This window comes from Methylobacterium sp. 174MFSha1.1, from assembly GCF_900116815.1.
GTDB lineage: Bacteria > Pseudomonadota > Alphaproteobacteria > Rhizobiales > Beijerinckiaceae > Methylobacterium.
Genome location: NZ_FPCB01000008.1, coordinates 100,982 through 118,130, shown reverse-complemented (window position 1 = coordinate 118,130; position 17,149 = coordinate 100,982). Strand labels below are relative to the sequence as shown.

Annotated in this window: 18 protein-coding genes; 13 read left to right on the top strand and 5 right to left on the bottom strand. The window is 70.6% G+C overall.

Annotated elements, in window-relative coordinates:
• Positions 1-166: 166 nt before the first annotated feature.
• Positions 167-1,201: a glutamine synthetase beta-grasp domain-containing protein gene (locus BM430_RS06965; protein ID WP_093566523.1), complete on the bottom strand. Its 1,035-nt coding sequence runs from the start codon at positions 1,199-1,201 to the stop codon at positions 167-169.
• A gap of 404 nt (positions 1,202-1,605) precedes the next feature.
• Between BM430_RS06965 and BM430_RS06960 the strand changes: the two genes are divergently transcribed.
• Positions 1,606-1,794, top strand: a complete 189-nt coding sequence (locus BM430_RS06960) for a DUF2735 domain-containing protein (RefSeq protein WP_093566522.1) — start codon at positions 1,606-1,608, stop codon at positions 1,792-1,794.
• Positions 1,795-1,812: 18 nt separating this feature from the next.
• Here the strand turns inward: BM430_RS06960 and BM430_RS06955 are convergent, their stop codons facing one another.
• A complete protein-coding gene (locus BM430_RS06955) occupies positions 1,813-2,742 on the bottom strand; it encodes a glutaminase (RefSeq protein WP_093566521.1) in 930 nt (309 codons plus the stop codon).
• Between the two features lie 200 nt (positions 2,743-2,942).
• On the opposite strand from BM430_RS06955, the gene BM430_RS06950 reads away from it, so the two are divergent.
• From BM430_RS06950 to BM430_RS06945, 3 genes are all read left to right on the top strand, one after another.
• A complete protein-coding gene (locus tag BM430_RS06950; RefSeq protein ID WP_093566520.1) occupies positions 2,943-3,896 on the top strand; it encodes an NAD(P)/FAD-dependent oxidoreductase in 954 nt (317 codons plus the stop codon).
• A 282-nt stretch (positions 3,897-4,178) separates the two neighbouring features.
• Positions 4,179-4,322 (top strand): hypothetical protein, encoded by a 144-nt coding sequence (locus BM430_RS34590; RefSeq protein WP_177302962.1) that lies wholly within the window; start codon positions 4,179-4,181, stop codon positions 4,320-4,322.
• A gap of 43 nt (positions 4,323-4,365) precedes the next feature.
• Entirely contained in the window at positions 4,366-4,863 is a 498-nt protein-coding gene (locus BM430_RS06945; protein ID WP_093566519.1) for a CinA family protein, read from the top strand.
• Between the two features lie 263 nt (positions 4,864-5,126).
• Here the strand turns inward: BM430_RS06945 and BM430_RS06940 are convergent, their stop codons facing one another.
• Complete coding sequence (locus BM430_RS06940) at positions 5,127-6,416, bottom strand: branched-chain amino acid ABC transporter substrate-binding protein (protein WP_093566518.1); 1,290 nt, start codon at positions 6,414-6,416, stop codon at positions 5,127-5,129.
• Positions 6,417-6,825: 409 nt separating this feature from the next.
• On the opposite strand from BM430_RS06940, the gene BM430_RS06935 reads away from it, so the two are divergent.
• The 8 genes from BM430_RS06935 (at position 6,826) to BM430_RS06900 (ending at position 13,849) form a co-directional block, all read left to right on the top strand.
• Positions 6,826-7,962 carry a PepSY-associated TM helix domain-containing protein gene (locus tag BM430_RS06935; protein ID WP_244539357.1) on the top strand — a complete coding sequence of 379 codons (1,137 nt, stop codon included), beginning with the start codon at positions 6,826-6,828 and terminating at the stop codon, positions 7,960-7,962.
• Between the two features lie 97 nt (positions 7,963-8,059).
• On the top strand, positions 8,060-10,282 hold the full coding sequence (purL, locus tag BM430_RS06930) for a phosphoribosylformylglycinamidine synthase subunit PurL (RefSeq protein ID WP_093566517.1): 2,223 nt from the start codon (positions 8,060-8,062) through the stop codon (positions 10,280-10,282).
• A gap of 15 nt (positions 10,283-10,297) precedes the next feature.
• On the top strand, positions 10,298-10,534 hold the full coding sequence (locus tag BM430_RS06925; RefSeq protein ID WP_048444429.1) for a BolA family protein: 237 nt from the start codon (positions 10,298-10,300) through the stop codon (positions 10,532-10,534).
• Positions 10,535-10,554: 20 nt separating this feature from the next.
• Positions 10,555-11,076 carry a DUF29 family protein gene (locus BM430_RS06920; protein ID WP_093566516.1) on the top strand — a complete coding sequence of 174 codons (522 nt, stop codon included), beginning with the start codon at positions 10,555-10,557 and terminating at the stop codon, positions 11,074-11,076.
• Between the two features lie 27 nt (positions 11,077-11,103).
• Positions 11,104-11,442 (top strand): Grx4 family monothiol glutaredoxin, encoded by a 339-nt coding sequence (grxD, locus tag BM430_RS06915; RefSeq protein WP_093566515.1) that lies wholly within the window; start codon positions 11,104-11,106, stop codon positions 11,440-11,442.
• Positions 11,443-11,626: 184 nt separating this feature from the next.
• A complete protein-coding gene (locus BM430_RS06910; protein WP_244539356.1) occupies positions 11,627-12,550 on the top strand; it encodes an NAD(P)/FAD-dependent oxidoreductase in 924 nt (307 codons plus the stop codon).
• 226 nt (positions 12,551-12,776) lie between these two features.
• Positions 12,777-12,959, top strand: coding sequence for a hypothetical protein (locus BM430_RS06905; RefSeq protein ID WP_093566514.1), 183 nt, complete (start codon positions 12,777-12,779; stop codon positions 12,957-12,959).
• A 698-nt stretch (positions 12,960-13,657) separates the two neighbouring features.
• Positions 13,658-13,849 (top strand): hypothetical protein, encoded by a 192-nt coding sequence (locus tag BM430_RS06900; protein ID WP_093566513.1) that lies wholly within the window; start codon positions 13,658-13,660, stop codon positions 13,847-13,849.
• 9 nt (positions 13,850-13,858) lie between these two features.
• Here the strand turns inward: BM430_RS06900 and BM430_RS06895 are convergent, their stop codons facing one another.
• Entirely contained in the window at positions 13,859-14,770 is a 912-nt protein-coding gene (locus BM430_RS06895) for a hypothetical protein (RefSeq protein ID WP_093566512.1), read from the bottom strand.
• A gap of 212 nt (positions 14,771-14,982) precedes the next feature.
• Positions 14,983-15,930 carry a ring-cleaving dioxygenase gene (locus tag BM430_RS06890; RefSeq protein WP_093566511.1) on the bottom strand — a complete coding sequence of 316 codons (948 nt, stop codon included), beginning with the start codon at positions 15,928-15,930 and terminating at the stop codon, positions 14,983-14,985.
• A 129-nt stretch (positions 15,931-16,059) separates the two neighbouring features.
• Between BM430_RS06890 and BM430_RS06885 the strand changes: the two genes are divergently transcribed.
• Positions 16,060-17,037 (top strand): LysR family transcriptional regulator, encoded by a 978-nt coding sequence (locus tag BM430_RS06885; RefSeq protein WP_093566510.1) that lies wholly within the window; start codon positions 16,060-16,062, stop codon positions 17,035-17,037.
• Positions 17,038-17,149: the final 112 nt, after the last annotated feature.

Sequence of the window (17,149 nt, the reverse complement as noted above, 5' to 3'; positions counted from 1 at the left end):
GATCCCGGATCTCCTTCCACTTCGTTTCAGTCGTCCGGGAAAGGGCGGAGCGGCACGACAATTCACGTCGGCTCAACTTTGCCGTGTACAGGAGAGTGCAAAATAGAAAAACGGCGCGGGCCCCTTCGGACCCGCGCCGCTCAGTCTCTCACCACTCCGAGAAGGCTCAGGCCGCGGCCGAGACCTCGGTCGGGACGGTCGAGATCGTCTTCAGGATCTGCGAGGCGATCTGGTAGGGGTCGCCCATCGAGTTCGGACGGCGATCCTCGAGGTAGCCCTTGTAGCCGTTGTTGACGAAGCTGTGGGGCACCCGGATCGAGGCGCCGCGGTCGGCCACGCCCCAGCTGAAGGTGTGGATCGAGGCGGTCTCGTGCTTGCCGGTCAGCCGCATGTGGTTGTCCGGGCCGTAGACGGCGATGTGGTCCTCGCGGGCATCCCCGAAGGCCGCCATCAGCTTCTCGAAGTACTCCTTGCCGCCGACTTCGCGCATGTAGGCGGTCGAGAAGTTGGCGTGCATGCCCGAGCCGTTCCAGTCGGTGTCGCCGAGCGGCTTGCAATGGTACTCGATGTCGATCTCGTACTTCTCGCAGAGGCGCTGCATCAGGTAGCGCGCCATCCACATCTCGTCGGCGGCCCGCTTGGAGCCCTTGCCGAAGATCTGGAACTCCCACTGGCCCTTCGCCACCTCGGCGTTGATGCCCTCGTGGTTGATGCCGGCGGCGAGGCAGAGGTCGAGGTGCTCCTCGACGATCTGGCGGGCGACCGAGCCGACGTTCGAGTAGCCGACGCCGGTGTAGTACGGGCCCTGCGGCGCCGGGTAGCCGGTCTCGGGGAAGCCGAGCGGGCGGCCGTTCTTGTAGAAGAAGTATTCCTGCTCGAAGCCGAACCAGGCGCCCTCGTCATCGAGGATGGTGGCGCGCTTGTTCGACGGGTGCGGGGTCTTGCCGTCCGGCATCATGACTTCGCACAGGACCAGGACGCCGTTGCTGCGGGCCGGGTCGGGGAAGTGGCGGACGGGCTTCAGCACGCAATCGGAGGAGCTGCCCTCGGCCTGCTGGGTCGAGCTGCCGTCGAAGCCCCAGAGCGGGAGCTGCTCGAGGGTCGGGAAGCTGTCGAAGGCCTTGATCTGGGTCTTGCCGCGAAGGTTCGGGGTCGGCGTATAGCCGTCAAGCCAAATATACTCGAGCTTGTATTTGGTCATCTCGCGTCTCTCTTCAGGTTCCGATGGAGCCCGGCTTCCTCGTCGGCGCCCATCACCCGCCAGCGGCATCCCCTGGCTTGCACGTCCCGTGCCAATCCCGCCCGAGCGCGGAACGATCGCAGGAACGAAACGTTTTCGAGCTCCCCCGACGGAGGGGGCGACCCGGCGGCACCCTCTGCCGCGGGCGTCGAAGCGGTGCCCTGCCCGGTTGCGCGCCAGAGCATCAGGACGCACAGCGAAGCGCCACACCCGCCAATTCGCGCGACGGCGCAAGCGGAGGCATGCACGAATTGTAGCCAACCACTGATTTTTCCGTGGTCAAACGGCGCACTTCCCGGGCACACTTCGTTACGAATCTCAGAGGCCGTCGCGAGACCGCACGGCCCTCACGGGAGGCCATCTCCATGAGCACCACCGGCCCGCGCATCACGGCGAAGATCTACGCGTTCCCGGCCGGCGGCCGCAGCCGCGGCGGCCGCAACGACTGGGCGCTGCCCGCCCCGGCCCCGCGCGAGCGCGGCCCGCAGATCATGCCGGCGAGCGGCGGCTACCACGACGAGGCGATCCGCGAGGAGCGCGCGCGCAAGCCGTAAGCAGGCGGGGCGGACGCCCTACTCGCCGAAGATCGACCAGCCGAGGCGCTTCGTCAGCCGCTCCAGGGCGATGCGCCCGAGATGGGAATTGCCGGCGGCATCCAGCCCCGGCGCCCACACGGCGATCGAGGCTCTGCCCGGCGCCACCGCCAGGATGCCGCCGCCGACGCCGCTCTTGCCCGGCAGGCCGACCCGGTAGGCGAACTCGCCCGAACCGTCGTAGTGGCCGCAGGTCAGCATCACGGCGTTGATGCGCTTGGCCCGCTCGGCCTGCACCACCGACAGGCCGGTGCTGGGATCGCGGCCCGAATGGGCCAGGAACCGTCCCGCCACCGCGAGCTGCCGGCAGGTCATGCTGATGGCGCAGTGGTGGAAGTAGACCCCGAGCGTGTACTCGACCGGATTGTCGATCACCCCGAACGACTTCATGTAGTTGGCGAGCGCGACGTTGCGGAATCCGGTGCGCTGCTCGGAGGCCGCTACCGCCTCGTCGATGGTGATGCTCGTGTCCTGGGCCAGGAACTGCATGAAGCGCAGGATCTCGCCGAGCGCCTCGCGCGGCTGGTGGCGCGACAGGATCAGGTCGGTGACGGCGATCGCGCCCGCATTGATGAACGGGTTGCGGGGGATGCCGCGCTCGTATTCGAGCTGGACGACGGAGTTGAACGGGCTGCCCGAGGGCTCGCGCCCGACCCGCCGCCACAGCTTGTCGCCGACCATGCCGAGCGCCAGCGTCAGGGTGAAGACCTTCGAGATGCTCTGGATCGAGAACGGCACGTCGCAATCGCCGGCCGCCGCCACCGTCCCGTCGGCGGCGATCACCGCGAGGCCGAAATGGCCGGGATCGACCCGGGCGAGTTCGGGGATGTAGCGCGCCACCTCGCCGCGGTCGGGACGCTGGCGCATCTCGTCGGCGATCTCGCTCACGACGGTTTCGAGATTCGGCACGGAACGGGGATCCTCAGAGGCAGGAGACGGGAGGGTCAAGTGAAGCGTGGCCTTATCGCTGCAAGTTCGGGGCCTCAAGCGAGCCGCGACAAGTTCCAGGCTTCGCCATAAGAGATTTCGCACGATTGATTGGCACCACAGGGATTGTCGTGCGTTGACGCAGCGTCTGATGGCGAGGCGACAGCGTGGGAGCGGCGGGATTGGACCAGGACGGGACCATCGCGATCGTCGGGGCGGGTATCGCCGGCGCCGCGGCGGCGCGCCGGTTGAGCGATGCGGGCCGGCGGGTCGTCGTGATCGACAAGGGCCGCGGCCCCGGCGGCCGGATGGCGACGCGGCGCGGCCCCGATTCCCTGCGCTTCGACCACGGTGCCCAGTACTTCACCGCCCGCGACCCGCGTTTCGCCGCCCTGGTCGAGGATTGGACGGCGCGGGGCGTCGCGGGCCCCTGGGGTAGCGAAGGCCGGCATGTCGGCGTGCCCGGGATGTCGGCGCCGGTGCGCGACCTCCTCGACGGGATCGATCTGCGCTGCGGCCGCGCCGTCGGCCGCCTCGTGCGGGAGGAGAGTGGCTGGCGCCTGGCGGAGGCCGACGGCACGGCCCTCGCCGCGGACGCCACCTTCTCGCACGTTCTTCTCACCTGCCCGTCGCCGCAGAGCCTCGCGCTCCTGGCGAGCGCGGAGCAGGACCTGCCGGGCGTCGCCGAGGTGCGCTACGCCCCGTGCTGGACCCTGATGCTGGCTCATGACGGCCCTTCCCTGCCGAATCCCCCGGTGCGCGAGGACCGTGATCCGGAGGCAATCCTCGCCTGGATCGCCCGGAACGACAGCAAGCCCGGGCGCGAGGGCGCGTCCACGCTGGTGGCGCACGCCTCCCCGTCCTGGTCTCGCGCCAACCTCGAATGCACGGCGGACGACGTCGCCGAGCGCCTCGTCGCCGCCCTGCGCGACCGTATCCCCGTCGGGGAGATCCGCCACCGCGCCGCCCATCGCTGGCGCTACGCCGCGGTCGAGCGGGCGGTGGGCGAGCCCTGCCTGTTCGCGCCGGAGGCCGGCCTCGGCTTCGCCGGCGACGGCTGCCTCGGGCCGCGGGTCGAGTTCGCTTACGTGAGCGGCCTCGCCCTCGCCGAGCGGGTGCTCGCGGAGGGGGCGTGATGGCCCGGACGGTCAAGGTGCGGGAGCACACCGCCGATCGGGGCCGGCCCGGGCTAGCCTGGCGCCACATCAGGACCATCGTTCCGCCCAAAGGCGGTGCGACACCTCTCCTGACCGGGATGCCCGCATCCCTCGAAGCAGGCGCTGCCAGCCCTCGAAGGTGGTGCTCGTAGCACCGCCTCAAGTAGCACCGCCCCAAGCCACAGGGAGCCCATGAACCGGAACCACGGGAGGCGTAGCCTCTCGCGGTTCACCTCTGATCCTTCAAGTCGGGTGAGTCCAATGTCTGATGCGTCCCTTTTCCTCCATATCGGCCTGTCGCTGAGCTTCTGCGGCCTCGTCGGCCTCGGCATCGGCCGGGCCCTCGACGCCTGGGTGCGGCTGGCGCCGACCGGCGCCGACGACGAGGGCGCGCTGGCGGAGTAGGATTCGACCGGCTAGGCTCCTCCCTTCAGCAGGAGGACGCGGCTTGCGCGAGTTGATGGATAAGGCCGGGCTCGTCGCCGCCCGGCTGACGGCCCGGCGGGAGACCGTCGCGGTGGCCGAATCCTCCGCTGGCGGCCTCGTTTCCGCAGCCCTTCTGGCCGTGCCGGGCGCCTCCGCCTACTATCTCGGCGGCGCGGTGGTCTACACGGCCCAGGCGCGCCGCGCCCTGATCGGGCTCGACGAGGCCGGGATGGCGGGCCTGCGCAGCGCCAGCGAGCCCTATGCCGAGCGCGTGGCCGCCCTCGTGCGCGAGCGCCACGGTGCGGTCTGGGGCCTGTGCGAGACCGGTGCCGCGGGGCCGGGCGGCAACCGCTACGGCGACGCCGCCGGCCATACCTGCCTGGCGGTGGCCGGCCCCGTCACCCGCCGCCTGACCCGCGAGACCGGCCACGGTGACCGCGCCGCCAACATGGAGGCCTTCGCGGCCGCCATGCTCGACGCCTTCCTCGATGCGCTGACCGAGGCGGACCGGGCTTCGTAGGAGCGCTCATCCGCTCCAGAGTCTGACAGCTTGCGGGAACTCGCTGACCGACCTTGAACCCTCCGCGTCATCCCGGGGCCGCGAAAGCGGAGCCCGGGATCCATAGCCGCCAACGCCTGAGGATGAAGCGGTTTGCGTGCCGCCTGATCCTGCATCGTCAGCGGTTATGGATCCCGGGTTCTCGCCTGCGGCGAGCCCCGGGATGACACGGAGAGGTGTCGGCCCGGCGCCAGGTCGATGGATGCAGCAGGTCGAATCGAGCGTCAGCTCGGCCGGTCCATCCGGCAGGTGGTCGGCACCAGCGTGTCCTTGGTCTCGACGCGGCCGACCATCTTCCAGCCCCAGCCGGTGCCCTCCTCGTCGAAGCGCATGCCGGGCTCCATCGGGCCGAAGGAGTGGACGAACATCGTCTGGAAATACTGGTGGTCGTCCGGCCGCACGTATCCTTCGCTGCCGAGATGCGGCTTGAAGCGAGCCTGTTCGAGCTTCGGCGCCACCTTGCGCGCCTCGGACGAGCCGGCCTCCTGCATCGCGGTCAGGAGCGCGTTCATCGCGTTGAAGGCGCGCGGATAGGTCGAGCCGATGCCGGTGCGGGCCCGGAACGCGGTCTCGAAGTCCTGAGCAGTTGCATCGCCCTCGTTGGCGGCGCCCTGCGAGACCTCGAACACCCGGTGGGCGAGCCCGGTCTGGCGCACCACCGAGGGTCCGCCGGTCCCGCCGGCGTAATAGGTATAGAAGCTGGCCTGGAGCCCGGCCTCGGCGGCGGCCTTGAGCAGAAGGTTGATGTCCTGGGCCCAGTTGCCGGTGATGACCGCATCCGCCCCCGACGCCTTGATCTTGGCGACGTAGGGCGAGAAGTCGTTGACCTTCTGCAGCGGCGTCACCTCGTCGCCGACGATCTCGATGTCGGGCCGCTTGGCCTTCAGCATGGCGCGAGCCTGGGACCGCACCGACTGGCCGAACGAGTAATCCTGGTTGATCAGGTAGACTCGTCTGATCTCCGGCCGCGTCTTCATGAAGTTCGTCAGCGCCTCCATCTTGATGTCCGAATTGGCATCGAAGCGGAAGTGCCAGTAGTTGCACTTCTCGTTGGTCAGCGACGGATCGACGGCGGAGTAGTTGATGTAGATGACCTGGCGGTTCGGGTTGCGCTCGTTGTGCTTGGCGACGAAGTCGGTGAGCGCGGCCGCGGCCGAGGAGCCGTTGCCCTGCACCAGCACCCGGGCGCCGGCATCGATGCCCTTCTGGGCGGCGATCAGGGTCTCCTGCGGGTTGACCTTGTTGTCGTAGGCCAGCACCTCGAAGCGGAACTGCTTCTGGCGGGCGTTGAGCACCTCGGCCATGTACTGGAAGTGGCGCAAACCAGCCTCGCCGGTCGGCGCGCCGCCGCCCGAGAGCGGATCGATGAAGGCGATCTTCACGGTCTCCTGCGCCAGGACCGGGCCGGCGAGCGCCAGGGTCGCGGCGCCTCCCCCGAGCGCGAGGATGGCGGACGGGCCGCACAGGGATACGGCGACGACGGCGCCACGCAGCGCCTCGCGGATGGACGTCATGCTTCCTCTCCTCTCGGTCGCGATCGTCTCGGGCCCGTCAGGGCCGGCGTCGCGTTGCCGAGGGTGAGAGTCCGGTGCGGGAGAGAGACTCGTCAAGCCGAAACTGCGCCCGTTCGCCGTTGCTGGCACCTTACATGTGAGATGCACCAGTCTCCGAAGACTAATTTGAGCATCGACTTGCATTCACGCTCTGTCTGGAATTATTAAAAGAAAATTCCGCATACGATCCACGCCGGAATCATTGACACCCGCTTCACCCGGCGCATAAGCGTCACCGCGACGAGGACTATCGGCCGACGATCTTGCGGCAGCGATCGATCAGCCCGGCGCGCGACGCGGGAATACGGATCATGATTCAGCCCGAGGCAGGCTCCGCGCCCGCGACCACGGCCGTCCCGGGGGCTTGCCGGTGAGACCCGTCCTGTTCCAGCTCCACTGGTTCCTCGGCCTGACCGCCGGCCTCGTGCTGATGCTGGTCGGGGTGACCGGAGGCATCCTCAGCGTCGAGGACGAGGTCACGGGCCTGATGAGCCCCGGCATCGTCACCGTGCCGGCGCGGGAGGCCCCGCGCCTCACGCCGGACGCGCTGGTCGCCCGCCTCAAGGAGGAGGCGCCGGGCTGCCGCGTCACGCTGATGACGTTGAGCGGCGCGCCCGACGGCGCGGCGCGCGTGCGGCTCGCCGACGGACCGGGCCGCGGCACCGAGACCTATGTCGACCCCTATGACGGCCGGATCCTCGGCCCGGCCCGGGGCGAGGCGTTCTTCGGCACCGTGCGGAGGCTGCATCGGTGGCTGCTCTTGCCCGGCAACGGCGACGGCTGGGGCCGCACCCTTACCGGCGCCGCGACCCTGGCGATGGTCTACCTCGCGCTGTCGGGCCTCTACCTGCGCTGGCCGAAGGGCCGGCGCGACTGGCGGATCTGGCTGAAGCCGGCGCTCGCCCGCCGCGGCCGGGCGCTGTACTGGTCGCTGCACGCGGTCGTCGGCACCTGGGTGCTGGTGCTCTACCTCGTCATGGCGCTGACCGGCCTGTGGTGGTCCTACGGCTGGTACCGCGACGGGGTGACGATGCTCCTCGCCGGCCGCCCGGCCGCCGCGGCCGCCGCCCGGGGCATGGACAGGAAAGGCATGGAGAAGAAGGAGGCCGCGCCCGGCCCCCTCGATCCCGCCTTCGCGGCCTTCGCGGCGGCCACGAACGGCCGCTACGCCACCGCCTCCTTCGCCCCCGCCCGCGAGGGCGAGACGATCCGCATCCGCGCGGTGGCGCCGGACGCCGCCCACCCCCAGGCCCGCGACGAGTGGCGCTTCCGGCCCGACGGTACCCTCGACTCCCGCGACCTCTACGCCGAGCGGCCGCTGGGCGCCCGGCTCACCGGCAGCATGCTCGCCCTGCACGAGGGGCGGTTCTTCGGCCTCGCCGGCCGGATCGCCTTCCTGCTGGCGGCTTTGGCGATGCCGCTCTTCGGGGTGACGGGGCTGCTGCTCTATCTCGGCCGGCGCCGCAGCCGGCGCCGGCACGCGGCCGCGGCGGTGCAAGCCGCATAACCGAGCGGTCCAACGCGTCGTCGCGAGTTGCCTTCGGGTCCCATCAGGCATTAAGCGCACGGGCAGCAGGGCCGCCCGACCGGCGAGAGGATGCCGCATGATCCGCAACGACGTCTCCATCACGCCCGAGCTCGTGCGCCAGCACGGCCTGACCGAGGACGAGTACCAGCGCTTCGTCGGGCTGATCGGGCGCGAGCCGACCATCACCGAGCTCGGCATCGTCTCGGCGATGTGGAACGAGCATTGCTCGTACAAGTCCTCGCGGCTCCACCTGAAGACGCTGCCGACCAAGGCGCCGTGGGTGATCCAGGGCCCGGGCGAGAATGCCGGCGTCATCGACATCGGCGACGGGCTCGCCTGCGTGTTCAAGATGGAGAGCCACAACCACCCGAGCTTCATCGAGCCCTACCAGGGCGCGGGCACCGGGGTCGGCGGCATCCTACGCGACGTCTTCACCATGGGTGCGCGGCCGATCGCGGCGCTCAACGCCCTGCGCTTCGGCTCGCCGGACCATCCGCGCACGCCCCACCTCGTCTCGGGCGTCGTCGCGGGCATCGGCGGCTACGGCAACTCGTTCGGCGTGCCGACGGTCGGCGGCGCGGTCGGCTTCCACACCCGCTACGACGGCAACATCCTGGTCAACGCCATGGCGGTCGGCCTCGCCAGGACCGACGCGATCTTCTACGCCGCCGCCACGGGCGTCGGGAATCCGATCGTCTATCTCGGCTCGAAGACCGGCCGAGACGGCATCCACGGCGCCACCATGGCCTCGGCGGCCTTCGACGCCTCGTCGGAGGAGAAGCGTCCGACCGTGCAGGTCGGCGACCCCTTTGCCGAGAAGCTGCTGCTCGAGGCCTGCCTGGAGCTGATGCAGTCCGGCGCCGTGATCGCGATCCAGGACATGGGCGCGGCGGGCCTGACCTGCTCGGCGGTCGAGATGGGCGCCAAGGGCAATCTCGGCGTCGAGCTGAACCTCGACGCGGTGCCGACCCGCGAGCCCGGCATGACGGCCTACGAGATGATGCTGTCGGAGAGCCAGGAGCGCATGCTCATGGTGCTCAAGCCCGGCATGGAGGCGGAGGCGCAAGGAATCTTCGTGAAGTGGGGCCTCGACTTCGCGATCATCGGCCACACCACCGACACGCTCCGCTTCGTCATCAAGCACGGCGGCGAGACGGTCGCCGACCTGCCGATCAAGGAGCTCGGCGACGAGGCGCCGCTCTACGACCGGCCGCACCGCCAGAACGCCTACCAGCCCGAGATCAAGGCCGAGGACGTGGCGGCGCCGATGCGCAACGTCGACGCCCTCGCCAAGCTCGTCGGCTCGCCGGACCTGTGCTCGAAGCGCTGGGTCTACGAGCAGTACGACCACTTCATCCTCGGCAACACCGTGCAGAAGCCCGGCGGCGACGCCGCGGTGGTGCGGGTCGAGGACGGGCCGAAGGGGCTGGCCATCACCACCGACGTGACGCCGCGCTACTGCGAGGCCGATCCGGTCGAGGGCGGCAAGCAGGCGGTGGCCGAGGCCTGGCGCAACATCACGGCGGTGGGCGGCCGTCCGCTGGCGATCACCGACAACCTCAACTTCGGCAACCCGGAGAAGCCGGAGGTGATGGGCCAGTTCGTCGGCTGCATCCAGGGCATCGGCGAGGCCTGCCGCGCCCTCGACTTCCCGGTCGTGTCCGGCAACGTCTCGCTCTACAACGAGACCGAGGGCGTCGGCATCCTGCCGACCCCGACGATCGGCGGCGTCGGCGTGGTCGACGACGTGAACCGGATCGCCACCATCGCCTTCAAGCGCGACGGCGACGCCCTGGTGCTGATCGGCGCGACCAAGGGCTGGCTCGGCCAGTCGGCCTACCTCGCAACGGTCTGCGGCCGCGAGGAGGGGGCGCCGCCCCCGGTCGACCTCGCCGCCGAGAAGCGCAACGGCGACTTCGTGCGCGGGCTGATCACCTCGGGCCTCGTCGACACCGTCCACGACCTCTCGGACGGCGGCCTCGCCGTGGCGGTGGCCGAGATGGCGCTCGCCGGCAAGATCGGCGCGGTGCTCCCCGAATGCCCGCTGCCGGTGCCCTGCCACGCCTACCTGTTCGGCGAGGACCAGGGCCGCTATCTCCTGGCGGTGGAGCCCGACGCGGTCGCCGACCTGCTCTACAGCGCGAGCGCGCAGGGCATCGACGCGGCGGTGATCGGCGTCACCGGCGCCGATTCGCTGACCCTGCCGGGCGACGAGATCGTCGACCTCGAGACCTTGCGCCAGGCGCATGAGGGCTGGCTGCCGACCTATATGGCGGGCCCGGCCGCCGACGCGGCCTGAACAGGAGACGACCCGATGCCGATGGATGCCCGCGAGATCGAGGCGATGATCCGGGAGGCCCTCCCCGACGCCACGATCGAGATCCGCGACCTCGCCGGCGACGGCGACCACTACGCCGCCACCGTCGTGTCGGCGGCGTTCAAGGGCAAGTCGCGGGTGCAGCAGCACCAGATGGTCTACGGCGCGCTCCAGGGGCGCATGGGCGGCGTGCTGCACGCCCTTGCCCTGACCACCGGCGTGCCGCAGGATTGAACGACACCGAGGACCGCCGCATGGACGAGATCCGCACGGATCAGCCGAGCCTCTACGACGAAGACGTCGTCGCCTGGGCGGAGCAGCAGGCGGCGGCCCTTCGCGCTCTGGCGGCGCGGCCCGAACTCTCGAACGTCCTCGATTGGGAGAACATCGTCGAGGAGGTCGAGGACGTGGGTCGATCGGAGATCAGATCCCTCGAGGGCACCTTGCAGGTGATGCTGGTCCACGTCCTCAAGTATCTGTCCTGCCCGAGGGCTCAGTCTGTGCGCTCGTGGCGGGCCGAGATCGTCGCATTCCACGCGACGGCGCGACGGCGCTACACGCGGTCGATGCGGCAGCGGGTCGACTGGGACGCCCTCTGGCACGACGCGAAGGCTGAGGCCGCGGCAGAGCTGGCGGTGTGGGGCGACTCGCTGGCGCTCGGCCTGCCCGACCGCAACCCGTTCACCCCCGAGGAGCTGGTGGCCGAGGATTTCACCCTCGACTGGGCGCTCCTGCGCCTCGCCGCGGCCTTGCAAAACCCGCGCGACCATCACTAGCTACGGTACACACGGAAGGTAGAGCCCATGACCGACGTCAACAGCCGCATCGAGACCGAGATCAAGTCCCAGGACGTGGTGGTGTTCATGAAGGGCACGCCGCAATTCCCGATGTGCGGCTTCTCGGGCCAGGTGGCCCAGATCCTCAACTACCTCGGGGTGCCGTTCAAGGGCGTGAACGTGCTCGAGGACATGGAGATCCGCGAGGGCATCAAGGCCTTCTCGCAGTGGCCGACCATCCCGCAGGTCTACGTCAAGGGCGAGTTCGTCGGCGGCTGCGACATCACCCGCGAGATGTTCCAGTCCGGTGAGCTGCAGCAGCTGCTCACCGAGAAGGGCATCGCCACCAGCACCGCCGCGGCCTGATCCAGCGGCGTCAATCGCTGATCGGAAGGGGGCGCGCGAGCGCCCTTTTTCGTTGCAGGAGGGCGCGCAAGCGCCCGTCGTCGTTGGAAGCGGGCGCGCAAGCGCCCGTTTTCGTAGGCGGTGCGGCGAACCCGGCCTGCCGCCGATGCGTCTATTCCCGAGTGACGGTTCTCGGGACAGCGACATGCACGACGTCATCATCCATGACGTGATCATCGTGGGCGGCGGGCCGGCGGGCCTGTCGGCGGCGCTCATCCTGGGCCGCTGCCGGCGCCGGGTGCTGCTGATCGATGCCGGCCACCCGCGCAACGCCGTGACGCCGCGCATGCACGGCTTCCTCGGCCGCGACGGCCGCGCCCCCGGCGCGTTGTGCGACGAGGGGCGGCGGGAGCTCGCCGCCTACGACACGGTGGAGATCTGGGACGGGCGCGTCGCCGACGCGGTGCGCCGTCCGGACGGCTTCCGGGTGGTGATGGACGACCAGCGCCGGGCCGATGCCCGCCGGATGATCCTCGCCACCGGCCTGCGCACCGACCTGCCGGCCATCGAGGGCTTTTCGGAGTATTGGGGCCACGGCGTCCATCATTGCCCCTATTGCGACGGCTACGAGAACCGCGACCGGCCGCTCGCCGTCTACGGCCCGGGCGCCGCCGGCAAGGGAGCCGGGATGGGGCTGGCGCTGGAACTCACCGCCTGGAGTCGCGACCTGACTCTCTTCACCGACGGGCCCTGCGGCCTCGACGCTCCGGAGCGCGACCGCCTCGCCCGCCACGGCATTCGGATCGAGGAGCGCGCGGTCGCCCGGCTCGAGGGCGAGGATGGACGCTTCGCCCGGGTGCGCCTGCGCGACGGCACGGCGCTCGCTTGCGCCGCCCTGTTCTTCGTCACCGGGCCCTGCATCCCCTCCCCGCTCGTCGAGCGGCTCGGCTGCGACCTCTCGCGCAAGGGCACGGTGCCGACCGGCGAGTACGAGGAGACAAACGTGCCGGGGCTCTACGTCGCCGGTGACGCCTCGCGGCGGGTCCAGCTCGCCATCGTGGCCGCCGCCGAGGGCGCGATGGCGGCCTTCGCCATCAACACCGAGCTCCTGCGCGAGGATACCCGCTGATTCGCCGGCTGCCTGGTCGGCCTCGCGCGAATCAGCATAGGCCAGGACAGAATTCTTGCGATCCGCGGCGCGTCGCCCTCGCATAAATAACGAGGCAGCAGCAAGCGCTTGGCAGGCCGGGCGGCAATCCTTGCCGACCCGGCTGTGACGACAATCGTCCTGTCAAGACTTTATCGAACGGCGAAGGTTTGTTAGTTTTTATTGAACGATCACGGGAGGGGCGCCCATGATAGCGTTGGCGCAGGCATGGCGAACCGGGCTCACCCGGCGCACGCAGCGCACGGTGCTGGCCCGCGAGGCCACCCCGCGGACGGCCGAGGCGGAGCCGCCCGAGCATCACGAACTCACCGTGCGGGACCTGATCCGCATGGCCCAGTCGGCCCGCGCCGCGTCGGAATCGCGGGGCTGAGAGCTTGTTTGACCTGCTCGACAGTCTTGACCCCCTCGGCGTCATTCCGGGGCCGCGTAGCGGAGCCCGGAATCCAGAGCCGCGGAATGTCCAGGATTAGGCGCAGACCGCTCCGCCTTCTTCTGAATCACCTACGTTTCTGGATTCCGGGCTCCGCTCCGCGGCCCCGGAATGACGCGGAGGGTGGCAGGGCCGGCCGCGGACGTATCCAGTAGGTCGCTGCCTCCCCTGACCGGACAGGCTTGCCAAGGCCGATGGAACCGATTCGCGTGGATCGTGGTTGGGGTGCGCGGCTAGGCGTCGGCGGTATCGCCCATGGGGGCATCCCGGATCGCACCGTACCGACATTCGGCCACGGCACGAACGGCTAAGCTTTCACGTGTAGCGTCCCACGGATGATTCGGTATTCGCGGCCGTCCGACGCGCTGCGCCGTTTCTCTGCATCGCAACGCACACACGATCATCATGCGCCGCACAACGCCCGGCGTGCGTTGGCGCACGCCGATCATGCCGGCGCGCGGTTAGACCCTCCGGCAGTGTTGCAAGGGGCGGATACCGTCTTTGGGTGGTAGGCCGAAACTTTTTCTTGCAGCGTGACGCGTGGTGCGGAACTGTACAAGTTCTTCACCGTTACTGGTTCTCAAGCGTGAGTATGCGTACCCCCCACCAGCCACGGGCCGCGTGCCCGGGGGACAATCATGCCCGATTTCGAGTCACGGAACCTCGACGACGCCGAGAGCCTCGCCCGCCTCGCCGAGCTTCTCCATCCCACCAAGGCCGCCCGGACCGAGGCCAAGGCCCGCGGTCGCCGGCGCGCTGCCGCCGGCTTCCTGCCGGCGCAGGGTCCCGCCCCGACCGGGCAGGCGGCGCCGGCCCTGCAGCACGCCTGAGCGCGGCGCCTACCAGGCCTGCGGGGTGATCACGCCTTTGCTGGTCACCACGACCCATGACCGGCCGCGGCGCTCGATCGCCTCGACCCGACCGGCGCCCGGCAGCGTATCGCCCGGGCCGACCTCGACGAGGCGTCGGTTGCGGTTCTCGATCATCGCCATCCCGTCATAGACGTCGCGGAGCACCCAGCCCTCGATGGTGCCCGGCTTGGCCGTGGCCGCCGGCTTGTCGGGCAGGCTGCCGGTCAGGACCGGCTCCGCGGCCGCGACATGCTTCGGGGCCGGCGCGGGAGCCGCCGCCATCGGCGCCGGGTTCGGTGCAACCGGCACCGCGGCGACCGGCGCTGCTGCGCCCTGGCGCTTCTCCAGCTTGTCGGTCAGCGCAGCGAGGCGGACCGCCTGCTCGCGGTCGGCATGCTCCTGGCGCTCGGCGAGAGCGGCGAGGCGCTCGGCCACGGCCGCGACCTTGCCGGCGAGGTCGCCGTCCTGGCGCTGCAACCGCTCCAGGCGCTCGGAGATCTGGCCCAGGCGAGCGCCGGCCTCGGCGCGGCCCTTGTCGGCGGAATCGTGGGCCTGGATGGTGCGGTCGCGCAGGAGCGACAGGTCGGTGGCGAGCCGGGCGGATTCGGCGGTGGCGGCCTCGACCCGGCCGCCGAGCCGCGCCCACTCGGCCTGCGGGATGCCGGACCCACCGCCCTGGACCGCCCCCATCAGCGCCACCGTGCCGCCGCCCGCCAGGGCACCGAGGCAGGCCGCGCAGAGGAGACCGGCGAGGGTCGTCGTCTTCAGCTTCGGCAATCCGGGGAGGCCGGCGAACTTGCGCTTGGCCGGCACCCCGGCTGGGCTCGGCGCCGCGCCGTCCGGGGCAGGCGCCGCACCGGCCGGAGCCGGCGCGCCGGCGACGTCGTTCTGATCCACCATGACCCGAGCTTCCCAGAAATCCAGGAAGATTTGGGTAACCATGTTTGCTTAACCGATGGTTACCACGCGCGGGCGGCAGCGAGGGCGTCGCTCGACCACGCGGACACCGGTCCTTCGCAAAAATCTTAGCGAAATCAATGAGATGGGGCGGCACCCGCTCGGGCGCCGCCCCAATGTGGCCCGGGCCGTGGAGGCCCAGGCTCGTTCCGGGTTCACGCCAGCGCCGGCAGCACCCGCTCGATCTCGGCCCGGTGCGGCTCGAGGAAGGCCGGCAGCTTCAGCGCCTCGCCCAAGGCCTCCGCCGGCTCGTCGGCGGCGAATCCCGGCGCGTCGGTGGCGATCTCGAACAGCACGCCGCCGGGCTCGCGGAAGTAGACCGAGCGGAAGTAGTTGCGGTCGCGCTGCTCGGTCACCTGGAGGCCCAGCGCCCCGGCCCGCTCCGCCATCGCGCCCTGGCTCGCGTCGTCGGCGGCCCGGAAGGCGATGTGATGGACCGAGCCGCCGCCGGAGCGACCGGGCAGGAAGTCGCCGGCCTCCCGCAGGGTGACGTGGCCGCCGAGCCCGGCCGCGCCGGTGTAGCGGGTGAGCGAGCCCTCCCGTCCCGTCTCGGTCCAGCCGAACACCTCCGTGAGCACCCGGGCGGTGGGCGCGGCGTCCCGCAGCATCAGGGTCACGCCGTGGAAACCCCGCACCGCGTGCTCGGCCGGCACGTCGGATCCGCCCCAGGCCGGCTCGGCCTCGGCGCCGGCGACGCCGACCAGGGCGAGCCGCATCCCGTCGGGATCGCGGAACGGCAGCACCGTCTCGCCGAAGACCTTGGCGGGTGCTTCGAAGGCGATGCCGGCCGCGACCAGGCGATGGGTCCAGTAGCCGATCGAGCCCGCCGGCACCCGGAACGCCGTCTCCTCGGTCTGCCCGACCCCGACCCGGCCGGGGGCGACATACTCCCAGGGGAAGAAGGTCAGGATCGTGCCGGGCGCACCGTCCGCGTCACCGTAATACAGGTGGTAGGTGCCGGGGTCGTCGAAGTTGACGGTCTTCTTGACGAGGCGCAGCCCGAGGATGCGGGTATAGAAGTCGAGGTTGCGGCGCGCCGGGCCCGAGATGGCGGTGACGTGGTGCAGGCCGGCGGAGACGGCTTCGGTCGTGGTGGTGGTCATGGTCGGGAACTCCCGGTGGGCGGGCCGGCGGGGAAAGCGGCCGGCGGCGCCGCGATGAGGGCAATCTAGGGGTTGCCCTGGCGGCCAGAAATAGAAACAATCGAAACCCATCGTTTCCGGACATGGCCCATGGCGCTGCCCGATTTCGAAGCCTGGGCGATCTTCGCCCGGGTGGCCCAGACCGCGTCGTTCTCCCGCGCCGCGACCGAGCTCGGCCTGTCGAAGGCGACCGTCTCGAAGGCGGTGAGCCGGCTCGAGCGGCGCCTGGGCGCCTCGCTCCTGCACCGCACCTCGCGGCGGCTCGCCCTCACCGAGGCCGGGCGGCTCGCCCTCGACGGGGCCGCCCGCATCCTGGCGGCGGGCGAGGCGGCGGAGGCGGAGGCCCTGGCGCAATCGGCCACGCCCCGGGGCCTGGTGCGCCTCGCCGCCCCGATGTCGTTCGGCCTCGCCCACGTGGCGCCGCTCCTGCCCGAGTTCCTCGCCGCGCATCCGGAGGTCGCCGTCGACCTCCACCTGAGCGACGCGCAGGTCGACCTCGTCGGCGACGGCTTCGACCTGGGCCTGCGCATCGCGGCGCTCGCCGATTCGAGCCTGCGCCTGCGCCGCCTCTGCGCCGTCGGGCGTTCGCTCGTCGCCGCCCCCGCCTATCTCGACCGGGCCGGACGGCCGGAGCACCCGCGCGACCTCTCGGCCCATGCCTGCCTCGGCTACGCCTACCTGCCGAACCCGGAGCGCTGGCACTTCCACGACGCGACCGGCGCCGAGGCGACGGTGACGCCCGCCGGGCGCTTGCGGGCGAACAACGCCGACGCGCTGACGCCGGCCTTGCGGGCGGGCCTCGGCCTCGCGGTGCAGCCCGACTTCCTGGTCTGGGACGACCTGCGCGCCGGACGGCTCGAGCGGGTGATGCCGGGCTGGTCGCCGCTTGCGGTCGGGCTCAACCTGCTGATGCCGCCGGGCGCCGCCCGGCCGGCCCGGGTGACGGCCCTGGTGGCGTTCCTGGAGCGCCGGCTCGCGGCAGCGCCCTGGGCCGCAGGATCGCGGTCGGCCGAGCCCGCAGCGGCCGAATCGTCCACCGGCCCGGGTTACAGAATGGCCGACCCGTAACAATGCGGCTTTACAACGGCCTCGGAATCGCCGAGGGGGCGCATACGACCTTCGTCGTAGAACCCAGGGCGGCCGCGCGACGTGCGGCCACTTCCGTCTTGTTAGACTAGGT